The organism is Desulfosporosinus fructosivorans (genome assembly GCF_004766045.1).
Taxonomy (GTDB): domain Bacteria; phylum Bacillota; class Desulfitobacteriia; order Desulfitobacteriales; family Desulfitobacteriaceae; genus Desulfosporosinus; species Desulfosporosinus fructosivorans.
Genome location: NZ_SPQQ01000010.1, coordinates 115,472 through 135,542 on the forward strand (window position 1 = coordinate 115,472; position 20,071 = coordinate 135,542).

At 45.7% G+C, this 20,071-nt stretch carries 25 protein-coding genes; all 25 read right to left on the bottom strand.

The features are described 5' to 3' along the window. Positions 1–10: 10 nt before the first annotated feature. The 25 genes from rplR to rpoB all read right to left on the bottom strand — a co-directional run bounded on the left by rplR (position 11) and on the right by rpoB (position 20,028). Positions 11–379 carry a 50S ribosomal protein L18 gene (rplR, locus tag E4K67_RS22780; protein ID WP_135550956.1) on the bottom strand — a complete coding sequence of 123 codons (369 nt, stop codon included), beginning with the start codon at positions 377–379 and terminating at the stop codon, positions 11–13. Between the two features lie 53 nt (positions 380–432). Next, a complete protein-coding gene (gene rplF, locus E4K67_RS22785; protein WP_135550958.1) occupies positions 433–987 on the bottom strand; it encodes a 50S ribosomal protein L6 in 555 nt (184 codons plus the stop codon). 22 nt (positions 988–1,009) lie between these two features. Then, positions 1,010–1,408: a 30S ribosomal protein S8 gene (gene rpsH / locus E4K67_RS22790; protein ID WP_135550960.1), complete on the bottom strand. Its 399-nt coding sequence runs from the start codon at positions 1,406–1,408 to the stop codon at positions 1,010–1,012. Between the two features lie 28 nt (positions 1,409–1,436). After that, on the bottom strand, positions 1,437–1,622 hold the full coding sequence (locus E4K67_RS22795; protein ID WP_135550962.1) for a type Z 30S ribosomal protein S14: 186 nt from the start codon (positions 1,620–1,622) through the stop codon (positions 1,437–1,439). A 20-nt stretch (positions 1,623–1,642) separates the two neighbouring features. Further along, positions 1,643–2,182 carry a 50S ribosomal protein L5 gene (rplE, locus tag E4K67_RS22800; protein ID WP_135550964.1) on the bottom strand — a complete coding sequence of 180 codons (540 nt, stop codon included), beginning with the start codon at positions 2,180–2,182 and terminating at the stop codon, positions 1,643–1,645. A 20-nt stretch (positions 2,183–2,202) separates the two neighbouring features. After that, entirely contained in the window at positions 2,203–2,556 is a 354-nt protein-coding gene (gene rplX / locus E4K67_RS22805; protein WP_274594905.1) for a 50S ribosomal protein L24, read from the bottom strand. Positions 2,557–2,584: 28 nt separating this feature from the next. Beyond that, positions 2,585–2,950 (bottom strand): 50S ribosomal protein L14, encoded by a 366-nt coding sequence (rplN, locus tag E4K67_RS22810; RefSeq protein ID WP_135550966.1) that lies wholly within the window; start codon positions 2,948–2,950, stop codon positions 2,585–2,587. A 37-nt stretch (positions 2,951–2,987) separates the two neighbouring features. Then, entirely contained in the window at positions 2,988–3,248 is a 261-nt protein-coding gene (rpsQ, locus tag E4K67_RS22815; RefSeq protein WP_135550968.1) for a 30S ribosomal protein S17, read from the bottom strand. A 23-nt stretch (positions 3,249–3,271) separates the two neighbouring features. Further along, positions 3,272–3,475, bottom strand: a complete 204-nt coding sequence (gene rpmC / locus E4K67_RS22820; protein ID WP_135550970.1) for a 50S ribosomal protein L29 — start codon at positions 3,473–3,475, stop codon at positions 3,272–3,274. Then, complete coding sequence (gene rplP / locus E4K67_RS22825; RefSeq protein ID WP_135550972.1) at positions 3,465–3,902, bottom strand: 50S ribosomal protein L16; 438 nt, start codon at positions 3,900–3,902, stop codon at positions 3,465–3,467. The genes rpmC and rplP overlap by 11 nt, the downstream gene beginning before the upstream one ends. Next, positions 3,903–4,565 (bottom strand): 30S ribosomal protein S3, encoded by a 663-nt coding sequence (gene rpsC, locus E4K67_RS22830; protein ID WP_135550974.1) that lies wholly within the window; start codon positions 4,563–4,565, stop codon positions 3,903–3,905. A 3-nt stretch (positions 4,566–4,568) separates the two neighbouring features. Next, positions 4,569–4,910 (bottom strand): 50S ribosomal protein L22, encoded by a 342-nt coding sequence (gene rplV / locus E4K67_RS22835; RefSeq protein ID WP_135550976.1) that lies wholly within the window; start codon positions 4,908–4,910, stop codon positions 4,569–4,571. A gap of 22 nt (positions 4,911–4,932) precedes the next feature. After that, positions 4,933–5,214, bottom strand: coding sequence for a 30S ribosomal protein S19 (gene rpsS, locus E4K67_RS22840; RefSeq protein WP_135550979.1), 282 nt, complete (start codon positions 5,212–5,214; stop codon positions 4,933–4,935). A gap of 18 nt (positions 5,215–5,232) precedes the next feature. Next, the gene (rplB, locus tag E4K67_RS22845; protein ID WP_135550981.1) at positions 5,233–6,060 is read right to left on the bottom strand and encodes a 50S ribosomal protein L2; all 828 of its coding nucleotides are present in this window, start codon (positions 6,058–6,060) and stop codon (positions 5,233–5,235) included. 33 nt (positions 6,061–6,093) lie between these two features. Continuing rightward, positions 6,094–6,381, bottom strand: a complete 288-nt coding sequence (locus tag E4K67_RS22850; RefSeq protein WP_135550983.1) for a 50S ribosomal protein L23 — start codon at positions 6,379–6,381, stop codon at positions 6,094–6,096. Beyond that, positions 6,381–7,004 carry a 50S ribosomal protein L4 gene (gene rplD / locus E4K67_RS22855; protein WP_135550984.1) on the bottom strand — a complete coding sequence of 208 codons (624 nt, stop codon included), beginning with the start codon at positions 7,002–7,004 and terminating at the stop codon, positions 6,381–6,383. The genes E4K67_RS22850 and rplD overlap by 1 nt, the downstream gene beginning before the upstream one ends. A gap of 23 nt (positions 7,005–7,027) precedes the next feature. Then, complete coding sequence (rplC, locus tag E4K67_RS22860; RefSeq protein WP_135550986.1) at positions 7,028–7,657, bottom strand: 50S ribosomal protein L3; 630 nt, start codon at positions 7,655–7,657, stop codon at positions 7,028–7,030. Between the two features lie 192 nt (positions 7,658–7,849). Continuing rightward, positions 7,850–8,155, bottom strand: a complete 306-nt coding sequence (gene rpsJ, locus E4K67_RS22865) for a 30S ribosomal protein S10 (RefSeq protein ID WP_007778414.1) — start codon at positions 8,153–8,155, stop codon at positions 7,850–7,852. Positions 8,156–8,379: 224 nt separating this feature from the next. Further along, positions 8,380–9,582: an elongation factor Tu gene (tuf, locus tag E4K67_RS22870; RefSeq protein ID WP_135550988.1), complete on the bottom strand. Its 1,203-nt coding sequence runs from the start codon at positions 9,580–9,582 to the stop codon at positions 8,380–8,382. Positions 9,583–9,693: 111 nt separating this feature from the next. After that, the gene (fusA, locus tag E4K67_RS22875; protein ID WP_135550990.1) at positions 9,694–11,772 is read right to left on the bottom strand and encodes an elongation factor G; all 2,079 of its coding nucleotides are present in this window, start codon (positions 11,770–11,772) and stop codon (positions 9,694–9,696) included. A gap of 39 nt (positions 11,773–11,811) precedes the next feature. After that, positions 11,812–12,282 (bottom strand): 30S ribosomal protein S7, encoded by a 471-nt coding sequence (rpsG, locus tag E4K67_RS22880; RefSeq protein WP_135550992.1) that lies wholly within the window; start codon positions 12,280–12,282, stop codon positions 11,812–11,814. A 46-nt stretch (positions 12,283–12,328) separates the two neighbouring features. After that, positions 12,329–12,748 (bottom strand): 30S ribosomal protein S12, encoded by a 420-nt coding sequence (rpsL, locus tag E4K67_RS22885; protein WP_135550994.1) that lies wholly within the window; start codon positions 12,746–12,748, stop codon positions 12,329–12,331. Positions 12,749–12,861: 113 nt separating this feature from the next. Then, positions 12,862–13,113, bottom strand: coding sequence for a ribosomal L7Ae/L30e/S12e/Gadd45 family protein (locus tag E4K67_RS22890; RefSeq protein ID WP_135551135.1), 252 nt, complete (start codon positions 13,111–13,113; stop codon positions 12,862–12,864). 69 nt (positions 13,114–13,182) lie between these two features. Further along, complete coding sequence (rpoC, locus tag E4K67_RS22895; RefSeq protein WP_135550995.1) at positions 13,183–16,611, bottom strand: DNA-directed RNA polymerase subunit beta'; 3,429 nt, start codon at positions 16,609–16,611, stop codon at positions 13,183–13,185. 27 nt (positions 16,612–16,638) lie between these two features. After that, positions 16,639–20,028, bottom strand: coding sequence for a DNA-directed RNA polymerase subunit beta (rpoB, locus tag E4K67_RS22900; protein ID WP_135550997.1), 3,390 nt, complete (start codon positions 20,026–20,028; stop codon positions 16,639–16,641). Between the last annotated feature and the right edge of the window lie 43 nt (positions 20,029–20,071).

Here is a 20,071-nt window from a genome sequence, read left to right on the forward strand (position 1 = left end):
TTACCCTAGCTTAGAAGCTGAGACCAGCTTCGCGTGCTGATGCTGCCAACGCTGAGATTCTGCCGTGATAAATATTTCCTCCACGATCGAATACAACTTGCGTAATTCCTTTTTCAAGGGCTTTCTTCGCCACTAATTCTCCGACCTTTTGAGCGCCAGCGGTATTTCCGCCTAACAAATCAGCAGCTTTGAACTCTGCATCGAGGGAAGAAGCAGCAACAAGTGTTACACCCAGCTCATCATTGATAATTTGAGCATAAATATGATTCAAACTTCGGAAAACTGCCAAACGCGGGCGTTCAGCAACCCCGATAATAGCTTTACGGATGCTCTTATGCTTTTTAATGCGAAGAGCTTTTCGATCAATGCGCTTAATCAAAGCGAACACTCCTTTCACGATTGGCAAGAGATTTTGCCCTTGCCTATTTTAGGTTACTTCTTAGCGCCTTTTTTACCACCAGTTTTACCAACCTTACGACGGACGACTTCCCCTTCATAGCGAATGCCTTTGCCTTTGTAAGGTTCAGGTGGTCGCTCTGAGCGTACAACCGCGGCAAAAGCACCTACAAGTTCCTTATCCATCCCTTTAATCAAAATCTTATTAGGAGCAGGAACATCAAAGTCAATCCCTTCAAAGGGAGTGAGTTCAACAGGATGAGATTTACCAACCGTTAATGCCAGCTTATTTCCTTTTTTGGCAGCACGATATCCGACACCGACCATATCCAGGCCCTTAGTAAATCCATTCGTAACCCCTTCAACCATATTGGCGATTAGGGTCCGGGTTAATCCATGTAAGGATCGGCTAAATGGTTCATCGTTTGGTCGTGTGACAATGATTTGTGAGTCTTCGACCGCAATATTCATTAATGAATGTAACTCTCTGGTTAAGGTTCCTTTCGGTCCCTTAACTGTGGCCACATTTCCTTCTATTTTGAAGTCCACTCCACTGGGAATCCCAATGGGGCGCTTGCCAATTCTGGACATTACTGCACCTCCGTTGCGAAAATTACCAAATGTAGGAGATTACTTCTCCGCCTAAGCCTTCTTTTCGGGCTTTCTTATCTGACATAATCCCCTTAGAAGTCGAAATCACTGCGATTCCGAGTCCTCCAAGAACTTTCGGCATTTCATCCTTTTTCGCATAAACGCGTAGTCCCGGACGGCTTATCCGTTTTAGCCCGGTAATAACACGCTCACGGTTAGGACCGTATTTCAAATACATCCGGATCATGCCTTGTTTGTCGTCTGCAATATATTCTACATCCTTGATATACCCTTCTGCTTTAAGCAGTTCAGCAAGTTCTTTCTTAACGCGAGATGCTGGCACCTCGACTTTGTCGTGATAAACCATTCCCGCGTTGCGAATACGTGTTAAAAAGTCTGCAATCGGATCTGACATTGACACTTCAGTCGTCCCCCTTCCTTACAATGTTTTACCAACTGGCCTTAGTTACTCCAGGAAGTTCACCCGCGTGAGCCAAATCCCGGAAGCAAATCCGGCACATTCCGAATTTACGCATGTAAGCATGGGGACGTCCACAAAGTTTACAACGGTTATGCGAACGCACGGCAAATTTTTGTCCACGGTTTTGGCGGACAACCATTGATGTTTTAGCCACGCTCTTGAACCTCCTTTTCTTTAATCACGGTACGGCATTCCGAACCCTCGAAGCAACTCGCGCGCTTCTTCGTCCGATTTTGCCGTTGTTACAAAGACTACATCCATTCCACGAAGTTTGTCGATCTTGTCGTACTCCATCTCTGGGAAGATCAACTGCTCCTTGATTCCTAGCGTATAATTACCACGTCCGTCAAACGCCTTGGCGGAAACACCACGGAAGTCACGAACACGTGGTAAAGCCACATTTAAAAGGCGATCCATGAATTCATACATCCGTTGTCCACGCAAGGTTACTTTACAGCCGATTGGCATACCTTCACGAAGTTTGAAAGCTGCAATAGATTTCTTAGCCTTCGTGACCACTGGTTTTTGACCTGAGAGTTTCATCAGATCTGCGACAGCGGAATCAATCGCTTTTGAGTTTTGAACCGCTTCACCGACACCCATGTTGATAACAATTTTATCAACTTTGGGAATTTGCATGACATTCGTATAAGCAAACTTCTGCTGTAAGGCAGGAGCTATTTCGTTTTGGTATCTATCCTTCAGACGAGCCACTATGGTCCCTCCTTTCGCGATTAGTGTTTATCCGGTAAATTCACGCCGCATTTCTTGCAGACGCGTGTTTTTCCGTCTTCCGTTACTTTGAAACTTGCACGTGTCACGGAATTACACTCTTGGCAATATAACATGACGTTCGAGCTGGCCATTGGTGCTTCTTTGGAAACAATGCCACCTTGAGGCATGCTTTGAGAAGGTTTTGTATGACGCTTAATCAGGTTGGCCTTCTCAACGATCACGCGACCTTTCTTGAGAATCACATCGATGATCTTGCCTTTTTTGCCGGCGTCTTTACCGCTGATTACCATGACGAAGTCGCCTTTTTTGACGTGTATCTTCGCAGTTTGTACTTTATGCTTTGTAGCAGCCACTTTCTTCACCTCCACCTATCATGGTGTCTTAGATAACTTCCGGTGCCAGGGAAATAATTTTCATGAAATTATCACGCAACTCACGAGCAACTGGTCCAAAGATACGGGTGCCTCGAGGACTTTTGTCATCTTTAATGAGTACAGCCGCGTTTTCGCTAAACCGAATATAAGAACCATCCGGACGTCTAATTTCTTTTCTTGTCCGCACTATAACGGCCTTAACTACTTCCCCTTTTTTGACAACGCCCCCTGGCGTTGCTTGCTTAACAGAAGCAACAATTATATCGCCAATCGATGCATACCGACGCATTGAACCGCCCAGTACACGAATACACATTAGCTCTTTAGCGCCTGAGTTGTCACCAACCCTAACCCTGGTTTGTACCTGGATCATTCCCATTGACCCCCTTCCGAACTAAATATAAAACCTATTAGAGAGCAATTGCTTTCTGAGTAATCTCAACCACACGCCAACATTTATCTTTGCTCAAAAGGCGAGTTTCCATGATCGAGACAGTGTCTCCAATGCGAGCCTCATTGTTTTCGTCATGAGCCTTAAACTTTTTGGTGTGGGTAATCGTTTTTTTGTAAATCGGGTGACGTTGAGTAATATTTACAGCTACCACGACGGTTTTATCCATCTTGTCGCTTACTACCTTACCAATTCGGACCTTGCGCTGGGCTCTTTCCAATCTAAAAAGCCTCCTTTCTCAACTTAGGCACGTTCAAGCTTTAACTCGCGTTCACGAAGAATCGTTTTACCGCGAGCGATTCCTTTGCGGACTTCTCGAATTCGCATCGGGTTATCGAGTTGTCCCGTTGCCAATTGGAAACGCAAATTAAACAGTTCTGTTTTGAACTCGTCGATTTCCTTTAGTACTTCTTCGGTAGTCAGGTCACGGAAATCCTTAGTTTTCATTTGCGTCACCTCCTTCTTGATCCGCACGGGTAACGAACTTACACTTGATCGGTAGTTTGTGCATAGCTAGGCGCAGGGCCTCACGTGCTTGTTCTTCCGTTACGCCGTTCAATTCAAACATCACACGACCGGGCTTAACAACAGCAACCCAGTACTCCGGTGAACCTTTACCACTACCCATACGGGTTTCTGCCGGTTTCGCCGTAACAGGCTTATCCGGGAATATTTTAATCCAAACTTGACCACCACGCTTAATAAAGCGGGTCATTGCGATACGAGCTGCCTCGATTTGACGGTTGGTAACCCAGCCACATTCTAGCGCCATAAGACCATATTCACCAAAAGTGATGGTGTTACCGCGTGTTGCCTTACCGGACATCCGTCCACGATGTTGTTTACGATGTTTCACTCTGGATGGGACTAACATTTAGTTTCCTCCTTCCACCTGAGCGACGACCTTCTTGGCGGGAAGAACCTCACCTTTATAAATCCAAACCTTGATACCAATTTTGCCATACGTGGTATTGGCTTCCGCAAAACCGTAGTCAATATCAGCACGCAAGGTGTGAAGGGGTACTTTCCCTTCATGATACCATTCGGTTCGGGCAATTTCGGCTCCAGCTAGACGGCCGCTGCATTGAATTTTGATACCTTGAGCTCCTGTACGCATTGTCCGGCCAACAGTTTGTTTCATTGCCCGACGGAAGGACACTCGTTTTTCAAGTTGTAGTGCGATGTTCTCTGCTACCAGTGTAGCATCCATTTCAGGTTTCTTGATTTCTACGATATTGACAGCGACTTGTTTACCAGTTATCGCTTCAAGTTGCTTGCGAAGATTTTCGACTTCAATACCACCTCGACCGATAACAATACCGGGTTTAGCTGCATGAACCGACACCTTAACGCGACTAGCTGCTCGTTCAATCTCTACTTTTGGGCATCCAGCTTGCTTGAGTTTATTTTTAACAAACGCACGGATCTTCAAGTCTTCATGAAGAAGTTCCATATAGTTTCTGTCTGCATACCATCGGCTTTCCCAGTCCCGGATAATTCCGATTCGAAGGCCTTTGGGATTAACCTTTTGACCCACGGTTTAGCCCTCCTTCTTCTCGCCCACAACCACGGTTATGTGACTTGTCCGTTTCCGGATTTGGTCTGCACGTCCCATGGCTCGAGGCTTGATGCGTTTTAGAGTTGGTCCTTGATCCACACAAATTTCAGTAACATACAGGTCATCGACATTCATGTCATAGTTGTGTCCTGCATTTGCGACTGCAGACTTCAGTACCTTGGTCACATCATCTGTGGAACCATTTGGTGTAAACTGAAGAATAGCGAACGCATCACTGATCTTTTTGCCGCGAATCAGATTGACAACCTGGCGCACCTTGCGAGGAGAGATACGTACATATTTTGCCACTGCTTTTGCTTGCATATGCCTTTAGCCTCCTCTCGAATTAACGTAAGCCGCTGGATTTTTCGCTTCCAGCATGGCCCTTATAGGTGCGAGTAGGCGAAAACTCTCCGAGTTTATGCCCTACCATATCTTCTGTAACATAGACAGGAACATGTTTCCGACCATCATGAACTGCAATGGTGAGTCCGACCATTATCGGAAATATTGTTGAGCGTCTGGACCACGTCTTAATAACGCGTTTTTCACCTGATTTGTTCATCGCTTCTACGCGCTCGAGCAAACGAGGTTCGGCGAAAGGTCCTTTTTTCAGAGATCTGCTCATTTATGGGCCTCCTTTCGACTACTTAGTCCGCCGTTTCACAATAAAGCGATTCGACGATTTCTTCTTCTTGCGAGTTTTTGCTCCAAGTGCTGGTTTTCCCCAAGGTGTGCATGGGTTACGACCAATCGAGTTACGTCCTTCACCACCACCGTGTGGGTGATCGCAAGGGTTCATTACCGAACCACGAACTGTTGGGCGAATACCCATCCAACGTGACCTTCCAGCTTTACCGACGTTAATGTTCTCGTGATCTAAATTTCCAACTTGGCCAATGGTTGCACGACATTCAATACGAATCATGCGCATTTCACCAGATGGAAGACGAAGCGTTGCATAAGAACCTTCTTTGGCCATCAATTGAGCTGATCCACCAGCAGAGCGAACCATTTGTGCCCCTTTGCCAGGTTTCATTTCAATGTTATGGAGCAAAGTACCAACTGGTATATTTATCAGTGGTAAAGTGTTGCCTACCTTAATGTCAGCATCCGCACCGGAAACAACCATTTGATCAACTTGCAATCCGTTCGGAGCTAAGATATAAGTTTTAAGTCCATCCTGGTAGAACAATAAGGCGATATTAGCAGAGCGGTTTGGATCATACTCAATGCTCGCTACACGAGCAGGAATTCCATCCTTATTCCGCTTGAAATCTATAACGCGGAACATTCGTTTATGTCCGCCGCCTCTGTGGCGCACACTTAAACGTCCGTCATTGTTGCGACCAGCCTTTTTAGTTAAAGGCATTAGCAAAGAACGTTCAGGTTCTGTTCGAGTGATTTCTTCAAAAGTCGACGAGGTCATATTACGACGACTTGGTGTGGTGGGTTTATATGTTTTTAATGCCATCGGTTTTCATTATCCTCCTTTACTCCAAGCTGCTTACAGGCCCGCGAAGTTTTCGATCTTATCTCCAGCTTTAAGCGTAGCAATCGCTTTTTTGCGGTTAGAAGTTTTCCCAACATACTTGCCAACCCGCTTCTCTTTGCCTTTGACACTCATAGTACGGAGTTCGACAACCGATACTTTAAACATCTTTTCTACCGCAGCTTTGATTTCGATCTTGTTTGCAGCAGGATTTACCCAGAAGGAGTATTTGTTCTCCTCGACAAGCCCTACAGACTTCTCTGAGATTACTGGACTTTTGAGGACATCACGTGCGTCGCGCATTACGCTAACACCTCCTCTGTTTTTGTTACTGCTGCTTTGGTCATGACAAGAATATCATAATTGAGAATATCTACAACATTCATTCCTGCAACATCCGTTGTCTTTACACCTTCGATGTTTCGAGCAGAGCGTTGTACCGCATCATCAATATCGTCCATCACGATCATAGCCTTCTTGCCAATTTGAAGAGCTTTCAGTACTTTCACCATTTCACGGGTTTTTGCTTCACCCATGCTTAAGGTGTCTAGTACAATCAGCTGTTGCTCCATAACCTTTGAAGAAAGTGCCGAGTGCAAAGCCAATCGGCGAACTTTTTTAGGTAATTTAAATCCGTATTTGCGAGGTTTGGGTGCGAAGACAACACCACCGCCTCTCCACAACGGGGAGCGCGTGCTACCTGAACGTGCACGACCGGTTCCTTTTTGACGCCATGGTTTGCGTCCACCTCCGCGTACTTCTCCGCGCAACAAGGCAGATTGAGTGCCCCGTCTTGCTCCTGCTAGTTGTGACACTACTGCAGAGTGTAATACATGGATATTTGGGGTAATTCCAAACACGCTTTCGCTGAGTTCAATCTCACCGACAGCAGCACCTTGCATATCTAATACTTGAACTTTCGGCATTGCTTATTCCTCCTTTCTCAGTGTTACTTCGCCTTGACAGAAGGCTTCAGAATGAGCAACGATTTATTGGCTCCTGGGACAGACCCTTTGATCAAGATCAGATTCTTATCTACATCTACTCGCACGACTTCCAGGTTTTGTATCGTAACACGTTCGCCACCCATACGTCCGGGTAGCTCACGACCTTTAAATACTCGAGCCGGGCCCTTCGCGCCAAGGGAACCTGTACGACGGTGATATTTCGATCCATGCGCCATCGGTCCACGACTTGCATTATGACGCTTGATCATTCCTGCGAAACCTTTACCCTTAGAAGTGCCGACAACATCAATTTTGTCGCCAACCGCGAATAAATCCGCTTTTACTTCCTGACCGATTTCATAACTCTCAACATCACTGATCTTAAACTCTCTAACATACCGCATTGGCTTCAATGAAGCTTTTTGGAAATGCCCTTTGCGCGGCTTATTACTTAAGCTTTCGCGAAGTAGTGAGAATCCAATTTGAATAGCGTTGTAGCCATCGGTCGCTACAGTCTTCTTCTGTACCACTGGGCAGGGACCCGCTTCAACCACTGTGACTGGGACTACTTGCCCTTCGGGTGTGAAAATCTGAGTCATACCAATCTTTTTACCTAAAATTCCTTTTGACACGAATGCCACCTCCTAAACGCTTTGAAGTGCGCCAGATCATTTCCAGAGCACGAGAGCGTCGTTTTCTTATTTTGTCGCGATCCCCTCGGTAACTACTCCACGCTACCGGGCGTTTCTCGCACCAAACATAACGACAGTATATCACATAACTAAAAGTTTGGCTACTCAAAAACATAGCAAATTATGCTAAATCTATAGCTTGATTTCTATGTCCACGCCTGCAGGTAAGTCTAAACGCATAAGGGCGTCTACAGTTTTCGGTGTAGGCTCGAGAATATCAATCAAACGTTTATGAGTGCGCATCTCAAACTGTTCACGAGAATCCTTATTGACATGAGGAGAGCGTAAGATTGTATAGATGCTTTTCTCTGTCGGTAGAGGAATAGGTCCACTGACCTGTGCACCAGTTCGCTTTGCAGTTTCTACAATGCGTTCCGCAGATTGGTCAAGTGTTTTGTGGTCAAAGGCTTTAAGACGAATCCTAATTTTTTGGCTCATAAGTTGATAACTACCTCCTCATATTTCCCGTTACACGGGTTTCGAGCGTAAAAATTCCCTAGCACAAGCGGAGTCACCTGTCTAGCAACCTTCTACGCCAAGTCAGAATTCAGATTCCAGAGGCCGGATGAGTACTGCACTCAATAGTCCAGCGCAATTTCACCTGACTCGTGCTAGTAGAGAGGAAGAAATCTTCCTCTCTACTAAATCCACTAAGTTAACGATTAAGCATTAATCTTAGCAACAATACCTGAACCAACGGTGCGGCCACCCTCACGGATAGCAAAGCGAAGTCCTTCTTCCATAGCGATTGGGGTGATGAGTTCAACGTCAATCGTCACACGGTCTCCCGGCATAACCATTTCAGTACCCTCTGGAAGAGTGATAACACCAGTTACGTCCGTTGTGCGGAAGTAAAATTGGGGACGATAGTTGTGGAAAAACGGAGTATGTCGTCCGCCTTCTTCTTTATTCAAGATATAAACCTCACCAGAGAATTTTGTATGAGGTTTAATTGAACCAGCCTTAGCTAAAACTTGTCCACGCTCAATGTCTTTACGCTCAACTCCACGTAGAAGCGCACCGATGTTGTCGCCAGCTTGTGCAGAATCAAGGAGCTTACGGAACATTTCAACCCCGGTTACAATAGTCTTACGAGAAGTATCTGTCAAACCAACGATTTCAACTTCATCTCCAACTTTAACTCTTCCGCGATCAACACGACCGGTCGCAACTGTACCCCGACCAGTAATCGTGAAGACGTCCTCAATAGGCATCAAGAAAGGCTTATCTGTATCACGCTCAGGAGTTGGAATGTAGGAATCGACGGCATCCATCAATTTCCAGATATCTCCACACCATTCGCATGTGCGTAATCCGCAACCGCATTGCAGAGCCTTGAGACCTGAACCTGGGATAATGGGAACATTATCGCCATCAAACTCATACATCGTTAAGAGTTCGCGAATTTCCATTTCGACGAGTTCAATGAGTTCCTCATCGTCAACCATGTCTCGTTTGTTAAGCCAAACAACAATACTTGGAACACCAACTTGGCGAGCCAAGAGAATGTGTTCACGTGTTTGTGGCATAGGGCCGTCAGCAGCAGATACACAGAGGATTGCACCGTCCATTTGAGCTGCGCCAGTAATCATGTTTTTAACATAATCCGCGTGTCCTGGGCAGTCCACATGAGCGTAGTGACGATTTTCAGTCTCATACTCAACATGGGCCGTGGAGATCGTGATTCCACGCTCGCGCTCTTCAGGAGCTTTGTCGATTTGATCAAAGGCTGTGGCTACTGCGCCACCGACTTTGGATAGAACAACGGTGATTGCCGCTGTTGTAGTGGTTTTACCATGGTCGACGTGACCAATGGTTCCAACGTTAACATGTGGTTTAGTTCTTTCGTATTTCGCTTTTCCCATTTTTTTCACTCCCTTAAAATAATTATTTAATATCTCTATAACAATGAGGTTTAGAAGCTCGAATTTTGACCTTTTAATTTCAAGCCTCGATCATCGAACCTCGAACCTTGCTTATGAACCTTGGCGTTTGGCGATGATACCTTCGGCAATGCCTTTAGGCACTTCTTCGTAGTGGTCAAACTGCATCACATAGACACCACGCCCTTGGGTAGCGGATCGCAGGTCTGTCGAATAACCAAACATTTCGGAAAGGGGAACAAAGCCACGTACAATTTGTGCATTACCACGCGCTTCCATTCCTTCGATCCGTCCTCGACGTGAACTTATGTCCCCAATCACATCTCCCATGTAAGCCTCAGGAACAGTCACTTCAACCTTCATAACTGGTTCAATAATCGCAGGATCTGCTTTGAGGGCACCGGCTTTGAAAGCCATGGATCCAGCAATCTTAAAGGCCATTTCTGAAGAGTCAACATCGTGGTAAGAACCGTCATAAACGGTAGCACGTATGTCAAGAACAGGGTATCCAGCCAAAATACCATTTTGCAAGGCTTCTTGGATACCAGCACCAATAGGGTTAATGTATTCCCTAGGAATAACTCCACCGACTACTTTATTGACGAATTCAAAGCCGCTTCCTGGTTCTAGTGGCATAAGTTCGATCCAACAGTGTCCGTATTGTCCACGACCGCCCGATTGACGTACAAACTTACCTTCAGATTTGACAGTCTTCCGAATGGTTTCTTTGTAAGCGACTTGAGGACGTCCTACGTCGCATTGTACCTTAAATTCCCGCTGAAGACGGTCAACAATAATTTCAAGATGGAGCTCGCCCATTCCTGCAATAATCGTTTGCCCTGTTTCCGTGTCCGTGTGCATTCTAAATGTCGGATCTTCTTCAGCAAGACGAGCAAGTGCGCCACCCATTTTTTCCTGGTCGACTTTCGTCTTAGGCTCAATCGCTACATCGATTACCGGTTCAGGAAACACCATTCTTTCCAGAATGATAGGTGTCTTTTCATCGCACAAGGTATCTCCTGTTGTTGTGTCTTTCAAACCAATTGCGGCAGCAATATCTCCAGAACGCACCTCAGCGATATCTTCACGGTGATTAGCATGCATTTGAAGAATCCGACCAATACGTTCTCTCTTGCCTTTAGTTGAGTTGTAAACATAAGAGCCTGAACTCAGCACACCGGAATACGTCCTGAAAAATGCTAATTTGCCCACGAATGGGTCAGACATAATCTTAAAGGCCAACGCAGAGAATGGTTCTGTGTCAGAAGCTGTCCTTTGATCTTCCGCTCCGGTATCTGGATGTACACCTTTAATAGGCGGTACATCCAGCGGCGAAGGCATGTAATCAACGACACAGTCCAGCAGTGGTTGTACTCCTTTGTTCTTAAATGCTGAACCACAAAGGACTGGAATGAATTTGTTCCCGATGACTCCGCGACGGATACCGGCGCGAATTTCTAATTCAGTAATTTCTGTCCCTTCGAGATACTTCATCATGAGTTCTTCACTTGTTTCAGCGACTGCCTCAATCAGTTTCTCACGATATTCAGCGGCTAACTCGGCTAAATCTTCAGGAATCGCGCTATGCACTTCAGTTGTGCCTAAGTCATCCGTATAGACAGTAGACGTCATCGACACTAAATCGACAATTCCTTTAAAGTTATCCTCCGCACCAATCGGTAATTGGATTGGAACAGGATTAGCGCCCAACCGGTCCGATATCATTGAAACACCGCGGAAGAAATCAGCACCCATCCGGTCCATTTTATTAATAAAAGCGATACGTGGAACTTTATATTTGTCCGCTTGGCGCCAGACTGTTTCGGATTGAGGTTCAACTCCGCCGACAGAACAGAATACTGCTACTGCACCATCAAGCACCCTCAGAGAACGTTCAACTTCTACTGTGAAGTCCACGTGCCCTGGTGTGTCGATAATGTTAACACGATTACTCTTCCACTCGCAGGTTGTAGCCGCAGAAGTAATGGTAATACCACGCTCTTGCTCCTGAACCATCCAGTCCATTGTTGCTGCACCATCATGAACTTCACCAATTTTATGAACTCGTCCAGTATAAAATAGGATACGTTCAGTGACCGTTGTTTTCCCAGCATCAATATGTGCCATAATTCCAATATTACGAGTATTTTCTAATGCAAATGCTCTTGCCACTGTGATTCCCCCTTTCTGTCAAAATCAGTATGCATCAAATTACCACTTGTAATGCGCAAAAGCTTTATTAGCCTCTGCCATTTTATGCATATCCTCTTTCTTCTTGACAGAACCGCCCGTATTGTTCGAGGCATCGAGTAATTCTCCAGCAATCTTTTCCTGCATTGTCTTTTCGCCGCGCTTACGCGCCATAGCGACAAGCCAGCGCAGACCAAGTGTTGTGCGTCGCTCAGCTCGAACTTCAATAGGCACTTGATAATTTGCACCACCAACACGGCGGGCCTTTACTTCCAATACCGGCATAACGTTTTTCAAAGCAGTACCAAAGACTTCAATTGGATCTTTACCAGATTTCTCCTGAATCATGTTAAAGGCACTATAACAAATAGCCTCAGCCGTTCCCTTTTTACCATCTAACATAATTTGATTAATAAACTTAGTTAGAGTTTGATTCTTGTAAATCGGATCTGGCAAAACATCGCGTTTTCCAATATATCCTTTACGTGGCATTAGTTTACCTCCTTTTTAACGTATTTCTCTATAATTCAGTAACATATTAAGCTTTTTTCGGACGTTTTGCTCCGTATTTTGAGCGTCCTTGCGCACGTTTTTGAACAGCTGTTGTGTCTAGTGCGCCACGAATTACGTGATAACGTACTCCCGGAATGTCCTTAACACGGCCACCACGAATGAGTACCACGGAGTGTTCTTGCAAATTGTGCCCAACGCCTGGGATGTAGGTGGTTACCTCAAATCCATTAGTCAAGCGAACACGAGCAACTTTTCGAAGTGCTGAGTTAGGTTTCTTAGGAGTCGTTGTGTAAACTCTGATACAAACCCCACGCTTTTGAGGAGACCCTCCTGATGGATATTGCTTTCGCTTAAGAGAGTTATAGCCCCACTGTAAAGCTGGAGCTGTTGATTTTGTAGCGATTGAGGCACGTCCATTACGGATAAGTTGATTAATTGTCGGCATATCTCTACCTCCTTTCTGATCAGATACATATACAAGGAATTGCTTGCAGCAGCATTTAGCAAGCAATTCCAAAACCTACGCTAAACAGTCTACTTGAAATGTTTAACCTGTAACTAGTCTAGCAATGTGGCTGCAACAGCAGTACCTACTTCAATTCCACATGCTTTCCCGAGTTCCTTCATAGACGGAACCTCAATTCGCTCCACATTATGAGTAGCGCACCATTCTACGACTGGTCGAAGAACATGAGGTTCTGCATCGTTCGCTGTAAATAACAGTCGAACGAGTCCTTTTTCCAGAGCCCGTTGGGTTTGTTTTAAACCCACAGTTTTACGTTTGGCGTTTTTGAAGGTTTCATCAAGCACCAAAATGCTTTCCCCCTTAATCACACTTTAATATTTTAGCATTAGAGATCTGGCGTGTCAATAATTCATTTACTTTGGTTCTAAAGTTTTTATTGTCCGATACCTCGACATGCCAGTTCCAGCAGGTATTAATTTACCGATGATCACATTCTCTTTGAGTCCAAGAAGTGGATCAACCTTTCCTTTTATAGCCGCTTCCGTGAGAACTCGAGTTGTCTCTTGGAAAGAAGCCGCAGATAGGAAGGAGTCTGTTGCCAGGGAGGCCTTCGTAATCCCTAATAATACTGGGTGAGCTACTGCAGGTTCTCCACCTCCAGCAATCGTCCGAGCATTCTCATCTTGGAAGTCAAAGACATCAATTAGACCACCAGGGAGCAAGCTCGTATCTCCGGCATCATCGATTTTAACCTTGCGCAACATTTGACGAACCATTACTTCGATGTGCTTATCATTAATATCTACCCCTTGAAGGCGATATACGCGCTGGACTTCACCTAACAGATAGACTTGAACTCCGCGTTGACCTTTGACTTTCAGCATGTCATGAGGATTAATGCTTCCTTCTGTCAGCTCATCACCTGCTTCGACCATTTGACCCTCTTTAACACAGAGTCGTGATCCGTAGGGGATGGTATACGTCAAATGTTCCTCGGTTTCCGTGAGGAGATCTATTTCCCGTCGTCCTTTTACTTCACTAATGGACACCTTACCGATTGCTTCCGAGATGATCGCTTGCCCTTTCGGTTTACGGGCTTCAAACAGCTCTTCTACCCGCGGCAGACCCTGGGTTATATCATCTCCCGCAACTCCACCGGTATGGAACGTACGCATCGTTAGCTGAGTTCCAGGTTCCCCAATGGATTGTGCTGCAATAATTCCAACAGCCTCGCCCATCTCAACAGGATGTCCAGTTGCGAGATTGCGACCGTAACACTTCTTGCAGACACCATAGCGTGATTTACAGGTGAGCACTGATCGGATAATGGCGGAATCAGAAGCTTTAACCATTTCTTCCGCCTGTTCCTCAGTGATTTCATAATCGGGTGAAGCGATTACTTCACCTGTCTCTGGATGAATAACATCTTCCAAGACAAAACGTCCGACAAGGCGATCAATTAGTGGTTCAATAATTTCTGGGCCATCTTTAATGTCTTCCACCATGATGCCCACCAAAGTACCGCAGTCTTCTTCGCGCACAATTACGTCTTGAGATACATCGACTAAGCGTCGAGTCAAATAACCTGAGTCGGCTGTTCGCAGGGCTGTATCTGCCAAGCCTTTCCGTGCACCGTGAGAGGAGATGAAGTATTCCAAGACGGTTAGACCTTCACGGAAGTTTGCTTTGATCGGCAACTCAATAGTTCGTCCAGACGGATCCGCCATAAGTCCCCGCATTCCTGCTAGTTGCCTCAGTTGCTGAATATTACCCCGGGCACCAGACGTCGCCATCATGTACACCGGATTAAATTGATCAAGGGTATCCATCAACGCCTGGGTCACTGTCTTAGTAGCCTTCGCCCAAGTATCGATGACGAGGTTATAACGCTCTTCGTCTGTAATCAAACCGCGACGATATTGTTGCTCTGTTTTCGCAACCGCTAAGTCCGCTTTAGCAAGAATCTCCGCCTTTGCCTCTGGAACTGTTATGTCCGTCAGTCCGACAGTCATACCTGCTCGAGTAGAGAACTTAAATCCTTGATTTTTTAAGCCGTCTAACAGTGAAGCTGTCGCTTCATAGCCACACCTGCGATAGGTTTTAGCCACAATGTCCCCAAGGCCCTTTTTGCCGATAACTTCGTTAAAATAACCGACTTCAGGAGGGATGACAGAATTGAATATCAATCGTCCTACGGTCGTCTCCAAGAGTGCTCCATTCCGCCGAACTTTGATACTGGCCTGCAAGTGGACTGCTTTTGAATCATAAGCTAGGACTGCTTCATCATAGTCTTTAAATATTTTACCTTCACCAAAGGCGCCTGGACGATCCATAGTTAGGTAATATGATCCCAAAACCATATCTTGAGTCGGAGTTTGTACGGGCCGACCATCTTTAGGGTTCAAGATATTGTGGGACGCCAACATCAGCAATCGAGCTTCAGACTGAGCTTCTGCAGACAAGGGAACGTGCACCGCCATTTGGTCTCCGTCAAAGTCCGCGTTGTAGGCAGTACATACCAACGGGTGGATCTGCAAAGCCTTACCCTCGACTAAAATAGGCTCGAATGCTTGGATTCCCAAACGGTGAAGAGTTGGGGCTCGGTTTAGCATGACTGGGTGATCCGAGATAACTTCTTCAAGGACATCCCACACCTCTGGTCGTACTCTCTCTACCATGCGTTTAGCGCTTTTGATATTGTGGGCATGACCATCTTGAACAAGTTTTTTCATCACAAAGGGTTTAAAAAGTTCCAAAGCCATTTCCTTAGGAAGACCGCACTGATGAAGTTTAAGGTTCGGGCCAACAACAATAACGGACCGACCAGAATAATCTACGCGTTTTCCCAAAAGGTTCTGACGGAAGCGCCCTTGTTTTCCCTTTAACATATCGCTCAAAGATTTAAGGGGTCGGTTGCCAGGACCAGTCACTGGACGTCCACGACGACCATTGTCAATCAAGGCATCGACTGCCTCTTGAAGCATTCGCTTTTCATTCCGTACGATAATGTCGGGTGCTCCGAGATCTAAAAGACGCTTCAAACGATTATTCCGATTAATGACTCGTCGATAGAGATCATTCAGGTCGGATGTAGCGAATCGGCCTCCATCTAACTGTACCATCGGACGCAATTCGGGCGGAATCACCGGGACAACATCCATAATCATCCAGTCTGGACGGTTTCCAGACGTTTTGAAGGCCTCGACAACTTCGAGACGACGAATCGCCCGGATCTTTCGCTGTCCAGATACTTCCTTTAACTCTATGCGAAGTTCATCATTAAGCTTGTCTAAATCCATCTCGCCGAGCAATAGTTTAACAGCTTCTGCTCCCATGCTGGCTTGAAAACGATCCCCATACTTATCGCGATATTCACGATATTCAGTTTCAGTCAGGAGTTGTTTCTTCATTAACGATGTATCTCCGGAATTGGTCACAATATAGGAAACAAAATACAGAACTTTTTCTAAAGCTCGTGGAGACATGTCCAAAAGTAATCCCATGCGGCTCGGGATCCCTTTAAAATACCAAATATGGGATACCGGAGCAGCGAGTACAATGTGGCCCATTCGTTCACGACGAACTTTAGAGCGGGTTACTTCAACTCCGCAACGGTCACAAACAATTCCTTTATACCGAACGCGCTTATATTTACCACAATGGCATTCCCAGTCCCGAGTCGGACCAAAGATTTTCTCACAAAACAAGCCTTCACGCTCCGGTTTTAAGGTCCGGTAGTTGATGGTTTCTGGCTTCTTTACTTCTCCAAATGACCACTCACGAATCATATCTGGAGAGGCTAAGCCGATTCGCATGCGGTCGAAGTTATTGACGTCTAGCAATCCTTATCGCTCCTTTCGTCCGGGGGACTATTTGAGATCGCCGAGATCTATATCTTCTTCCACAAGGGATTCTACAACAAATCCATCGAGCGATTCTTCCTCGTCGGCAACGAGATCATCCTCATCCTTGGTGGCAATTATGCGCGTCGCCGGGGGAGGGAGTTCCTCATGTAAATCAATGCCGAGTTCCTTTGCGGTTTCCGTAATATCCTCATCGGTGTCATGGATCTCAATTTCCCGATCATCTGCTGCTAAGACTCTAACATCAAGTCCTAAACTCTGCATCTCCTTGATCAAGACCTTAAAGGATTCCGGAATGCCTGGTTCAGGGATGTTTTCTCCTTTGACGATCGCTTCATATGTCTTAACGCGGCCGACTACATCATCTGATTTTACTGTTAATATCTCTTGTAAAGTATAAGCTGCACCATAGGCCTCTAAAGCCCAGACTTCCATTTCTCCAAAGCGTTGGCCTCCGAATTGTGCTTTACCACCCAACGGTTGCTGTGTCACTAGGGAGTATGGACCCGTGGAACGGGCATGAATTTTATCGTCAACTAAATGGTGAAGTTTAAGAACATACATATAGCCAACCGTGATCTTGCTGTCGAAGGGATCTCCCGTACGACCGTCAAATAACAATGTTTTCCCATCCTTCGGGAGTCCTGCTTTCTCTAGAGTCTCGAAAATGTCATCTTCCGTAGCACCGTCAAAGACCGGAGTCGCTATGCGGATTCCTAGAGCCTTAGCAGCCAAGCCTAAGTGCGTTTCAAGAACCTGACCGATATTCATCCGAGAAGGGACCCCTAGCGGATTAAGAACAATCTCAATCGGAGTACCATCTGGCATAAACGGCATATCTTCTTGCCGCATGATGCGGGAGATAACCCCTTTATTTCCGTGACGCCCCGCCACTTTGTCCCCTACAGATATTTTGCGCTTTTGAGCAATGTACACGCGAACGAGTTGATTAACACCAGGAGACAGTTCGTCCCCATTTTCGCGGGTAAAAACCTTCACATCGACAATCTTACCAGCTTCTCCATGAGGCACTCGCAACGAGGTATCACGTACCTCACGGGCCTTTTCGCCAAAGATTGCACGAAGTAGGCGTTCTTCTGCCGTGAGTTCAGTCTCCCCTTTCGGGGTTACTTTTCCGACCAAAATATCACCTGGCCGAACTTCTGCACCGATTCGAATAATTCCTCGTTCATCGAGATCCTTCAGAACATCCTCCCCAACGTTGGGAATATCACGAGTAATTTCTTCCGGCCCAAGCTTTGTATCACGTGCATCTGATTCATACTCTTCAATATGAATAGAGGTGTAGTAATCTTCTCTAATCAGCTTTTCGCTAATGAGGATAGCATCCTCATAGTTATACCCTTCCCAAGTCATGAAGGCTACCAACACATTGTGACCTAAAGCAAGTTCTCCATGGTCAGTCGACGGGCCATCCGCAATAATCTGATTTGCTTCAACAATTTCCCCTTTTTTAACTATGGGGCGTTGGTTAATGCATGTGCCTTGATTAGAACGAGAATATTTGAGCAACTTATGTTTTTCTGTCGTCCCGTCTGCATGAAGGACTATAATTTCATCCGCGGTTGATCGCTCAACAACACCAGCTTGTTTAGTAATCGCACAAACGCCAGAGTCCTTAGCTGTCTTGTATTCCATCCCTGTCCCTACGTAAGGCGAAGTGGTACGCAAGAGAGGTACAGCTTGTCTTTGCATGTTAGAACCCATCAAGGCTCTGTTCGCATCATCATGCTCCAGGAACGGGATTAAGGCCGTTGCGATAGATACCATTTGTTTGGGAGAGACGTCCATGTAGTCGACGTGGTTTGGCGAAACATGAACAAAGTCCACACCGTGACGACCGTCAACTTTTTCTCCAAGGAATTTACCATCTTTATCTAGTGGAGCATTGGCCTGTGCTACGACATAATGTTCTTCCTCGTCAGCAGTTAAATAATGGATTTCATCCGTAACTCTACCATTCTCTTTATCTGCCTTACGGTATGGAGCTTCTATGAAACCATAAGGATTAATACGTCCAAAAGTTGCTAACGAACCGATCAAACCAATGTTCGGTCCTTCTGGTGTTTCTACCGGACACATCCTACCATAGTGGGAAAAGTGAACGTCACGCACTTCAAAACCTGCACGTTCCCTACTTAATCCCCCAGGTCCTAAAGCACTCAAACGACGTTTATGTGTTAACTCAGCCAAGGGATTTGTTTGGTCCATAAATTGTGACAACTGGCTACTACCAAAAAACTCCTTGATTGCAGCTACAACAGGTCTAATATTAATCAGTACTTGAGGGGTAATTACTTCAACGTCCTGAATAGTCATCCGCTCGCGGACTACTCGTTCCATTCGCGACAAACCAATACGGAATTGATTCTGGAGGAGTTCCCCCACCGAACGCAGACGACGATTCCCTAAATGGTCGATGTCATCTTTATGCCCCTGTCCTTCCATCAAAGCCAACATGCGCTTAACTGTAGCCACGATATCGCCGCGGGTCAAATGTCGGATGTCCATCGGAGGTAAGTCGTCAGGTTCTTGGAAATCTATTAGTTTCTTATTTAGTTTATACCGACCTACCTTCGCCAGATCATAGCGTTTAGCATCAAAGAATAACGCTTCAAGCAATGATCGCGCACTGTCGACAGTTGGAGGTTCACCTGGTCTTAACCGTTTGTAAATCTCAACCAAAGCTTCTTCGGTTGACTCGGAGTTGTCTCTTTCTAATGTTGCACGAATATATTCATTATCATTAAAGAGCTCTAGAATCTGGCCGTTGCTTGCGTACCCCAAAGCACGAATTAGAACTGTACCTGGTAATTTCCGTGTTCGGTCAACCCTTACAAAGATATTATCATTAACATCCGTTTCGAATTCCAACCATGCTCCACGATTCGGAATAACCGTCGCTCCATAAAGTTTCTTACCACTCGCATCGATTTGTTCTGCATAATAGACTCCAGGCGAGCGGACAAGTTGGCTGACGATGACACGTTCTGCTCCATTAATAATAAACGTACCTTTGTCAGTCATCAACGGGAAATCCCCCATAAAGACTTCCTGCTCTTTAACTTCCCCTGTTTCCTTATTGATCAGGCGTACCTTTACGCGCAGTGGCGCAGCAAACGTGACATCGCGCTCTTTACACTCCTCCACCTGATACTTAGCCTCGCCTAAGCTATAATCAATAAATTCCAAGACGAGATTGCCGGTGAAATCTTGAATAGGGGAAATGTCGCGAAACATATCGCGCAACCCTTCATCGAGAAACCAGCGATAGGAGTTCTGCTGAATTTCAATCAAATTTGGCATATCAAGGACTTCCCTGATTCTGGAATAGCTCCATCGTTCCCGTGTCCCTACCTTAACAGGATAGAACATAATGTTTCACCCCTCAGTGCGGTTTCCTCTCAACGAGGTATAA

Coding starts and splice junctions, on each gene's coding strand:
- rplF (WP_135550958.1), bottom strand. CDS start 987: ATGTCCAGAATTGGCAAGCGCCCCATTGGGATTCCCAGTGGAGTGGAC.
- rplN (WP_135550966.1), bottom strand. CDS start 2,950: ATGATCCAGGTACAAACCAGGGTTAGGGTTGGTGACAACTCAGGCGCT.
- rpmC (WP_135550970.1), bottom strand. CDS start 3,475: ATGAAAACTAAGGATTTCCGTGACCTGACTACCGAAGAAGTACTAAAG.
- rplP (WP_135550972.1), bottom strand. CDS start 3,902: ATGTTAGTCCCATCCAGAGTGAAACATCGTAAACAACATCGTGGACGG.
- rplV (WP_135550976.1), bottom strand. CDS start 4,910: ATGCAAGCAAAAGCAGTGGCAAAATATGTACGTATCTCTCCTCGCAAG.
- rpsS (WP_135550979.1), bottom strand. CDS start 5,214: ATGAGCAGATCTCTGAAAAAAGGACCTTTCGCCGAACCTCGTTTGCTC.
- rplB (WP_135550981.1), bottom strand. CDS start 6,060: ATGGCATTAAAAACATATAAACCCACCACACCAAGTCGTCGTAATATG.
- E4K67_RS22850 (WP_135550983.1), bottom strand. CDS start 6,381: ATGCGCGACGCACGTGATGTCCTCAAAAGTCCAGTAATCTCAGAGAAG.
- rplD (WP_135550984.1), bottom strand. CDS start 7,004: ATGCCGAAAGTTCAAGTATTAGATATGCAAGGTGCTGCTGTCGGTGAG.
- rpsJ (WP_007778414.1), bottom strand. CDS start 8,155: ATGAGCCAAAAAATTAGGATTCGTCTTAAAGCCTTTGACCACAAAACA.
- tuf (WP_135550988.1), bottom strand. CDS start 9,582: ATGGGAAAAGCGAAATACGAAAGAACTAAACCACATGTTAACGTTGGA.
- rpsG (WP_135550992.1), bottom strand. CDS start 12,282: ATGCCACGTAAAGGATATATTGGAAAACGCGATGTTTTGCCAGATCCG.
- rpsL (WP_135550994.1), bottom strand. CDS start 12,748: ATGCCGACAATTAATCAACTTATCCGTAATGGACGTGCCTCAATCGCT.
- rpoB (WP_135550997.1), bottom strand. CDS start 20,028: ATGTTCTATCCTGTTAAGGTAGGGACACGGGAACGATGGAGCTATTCC.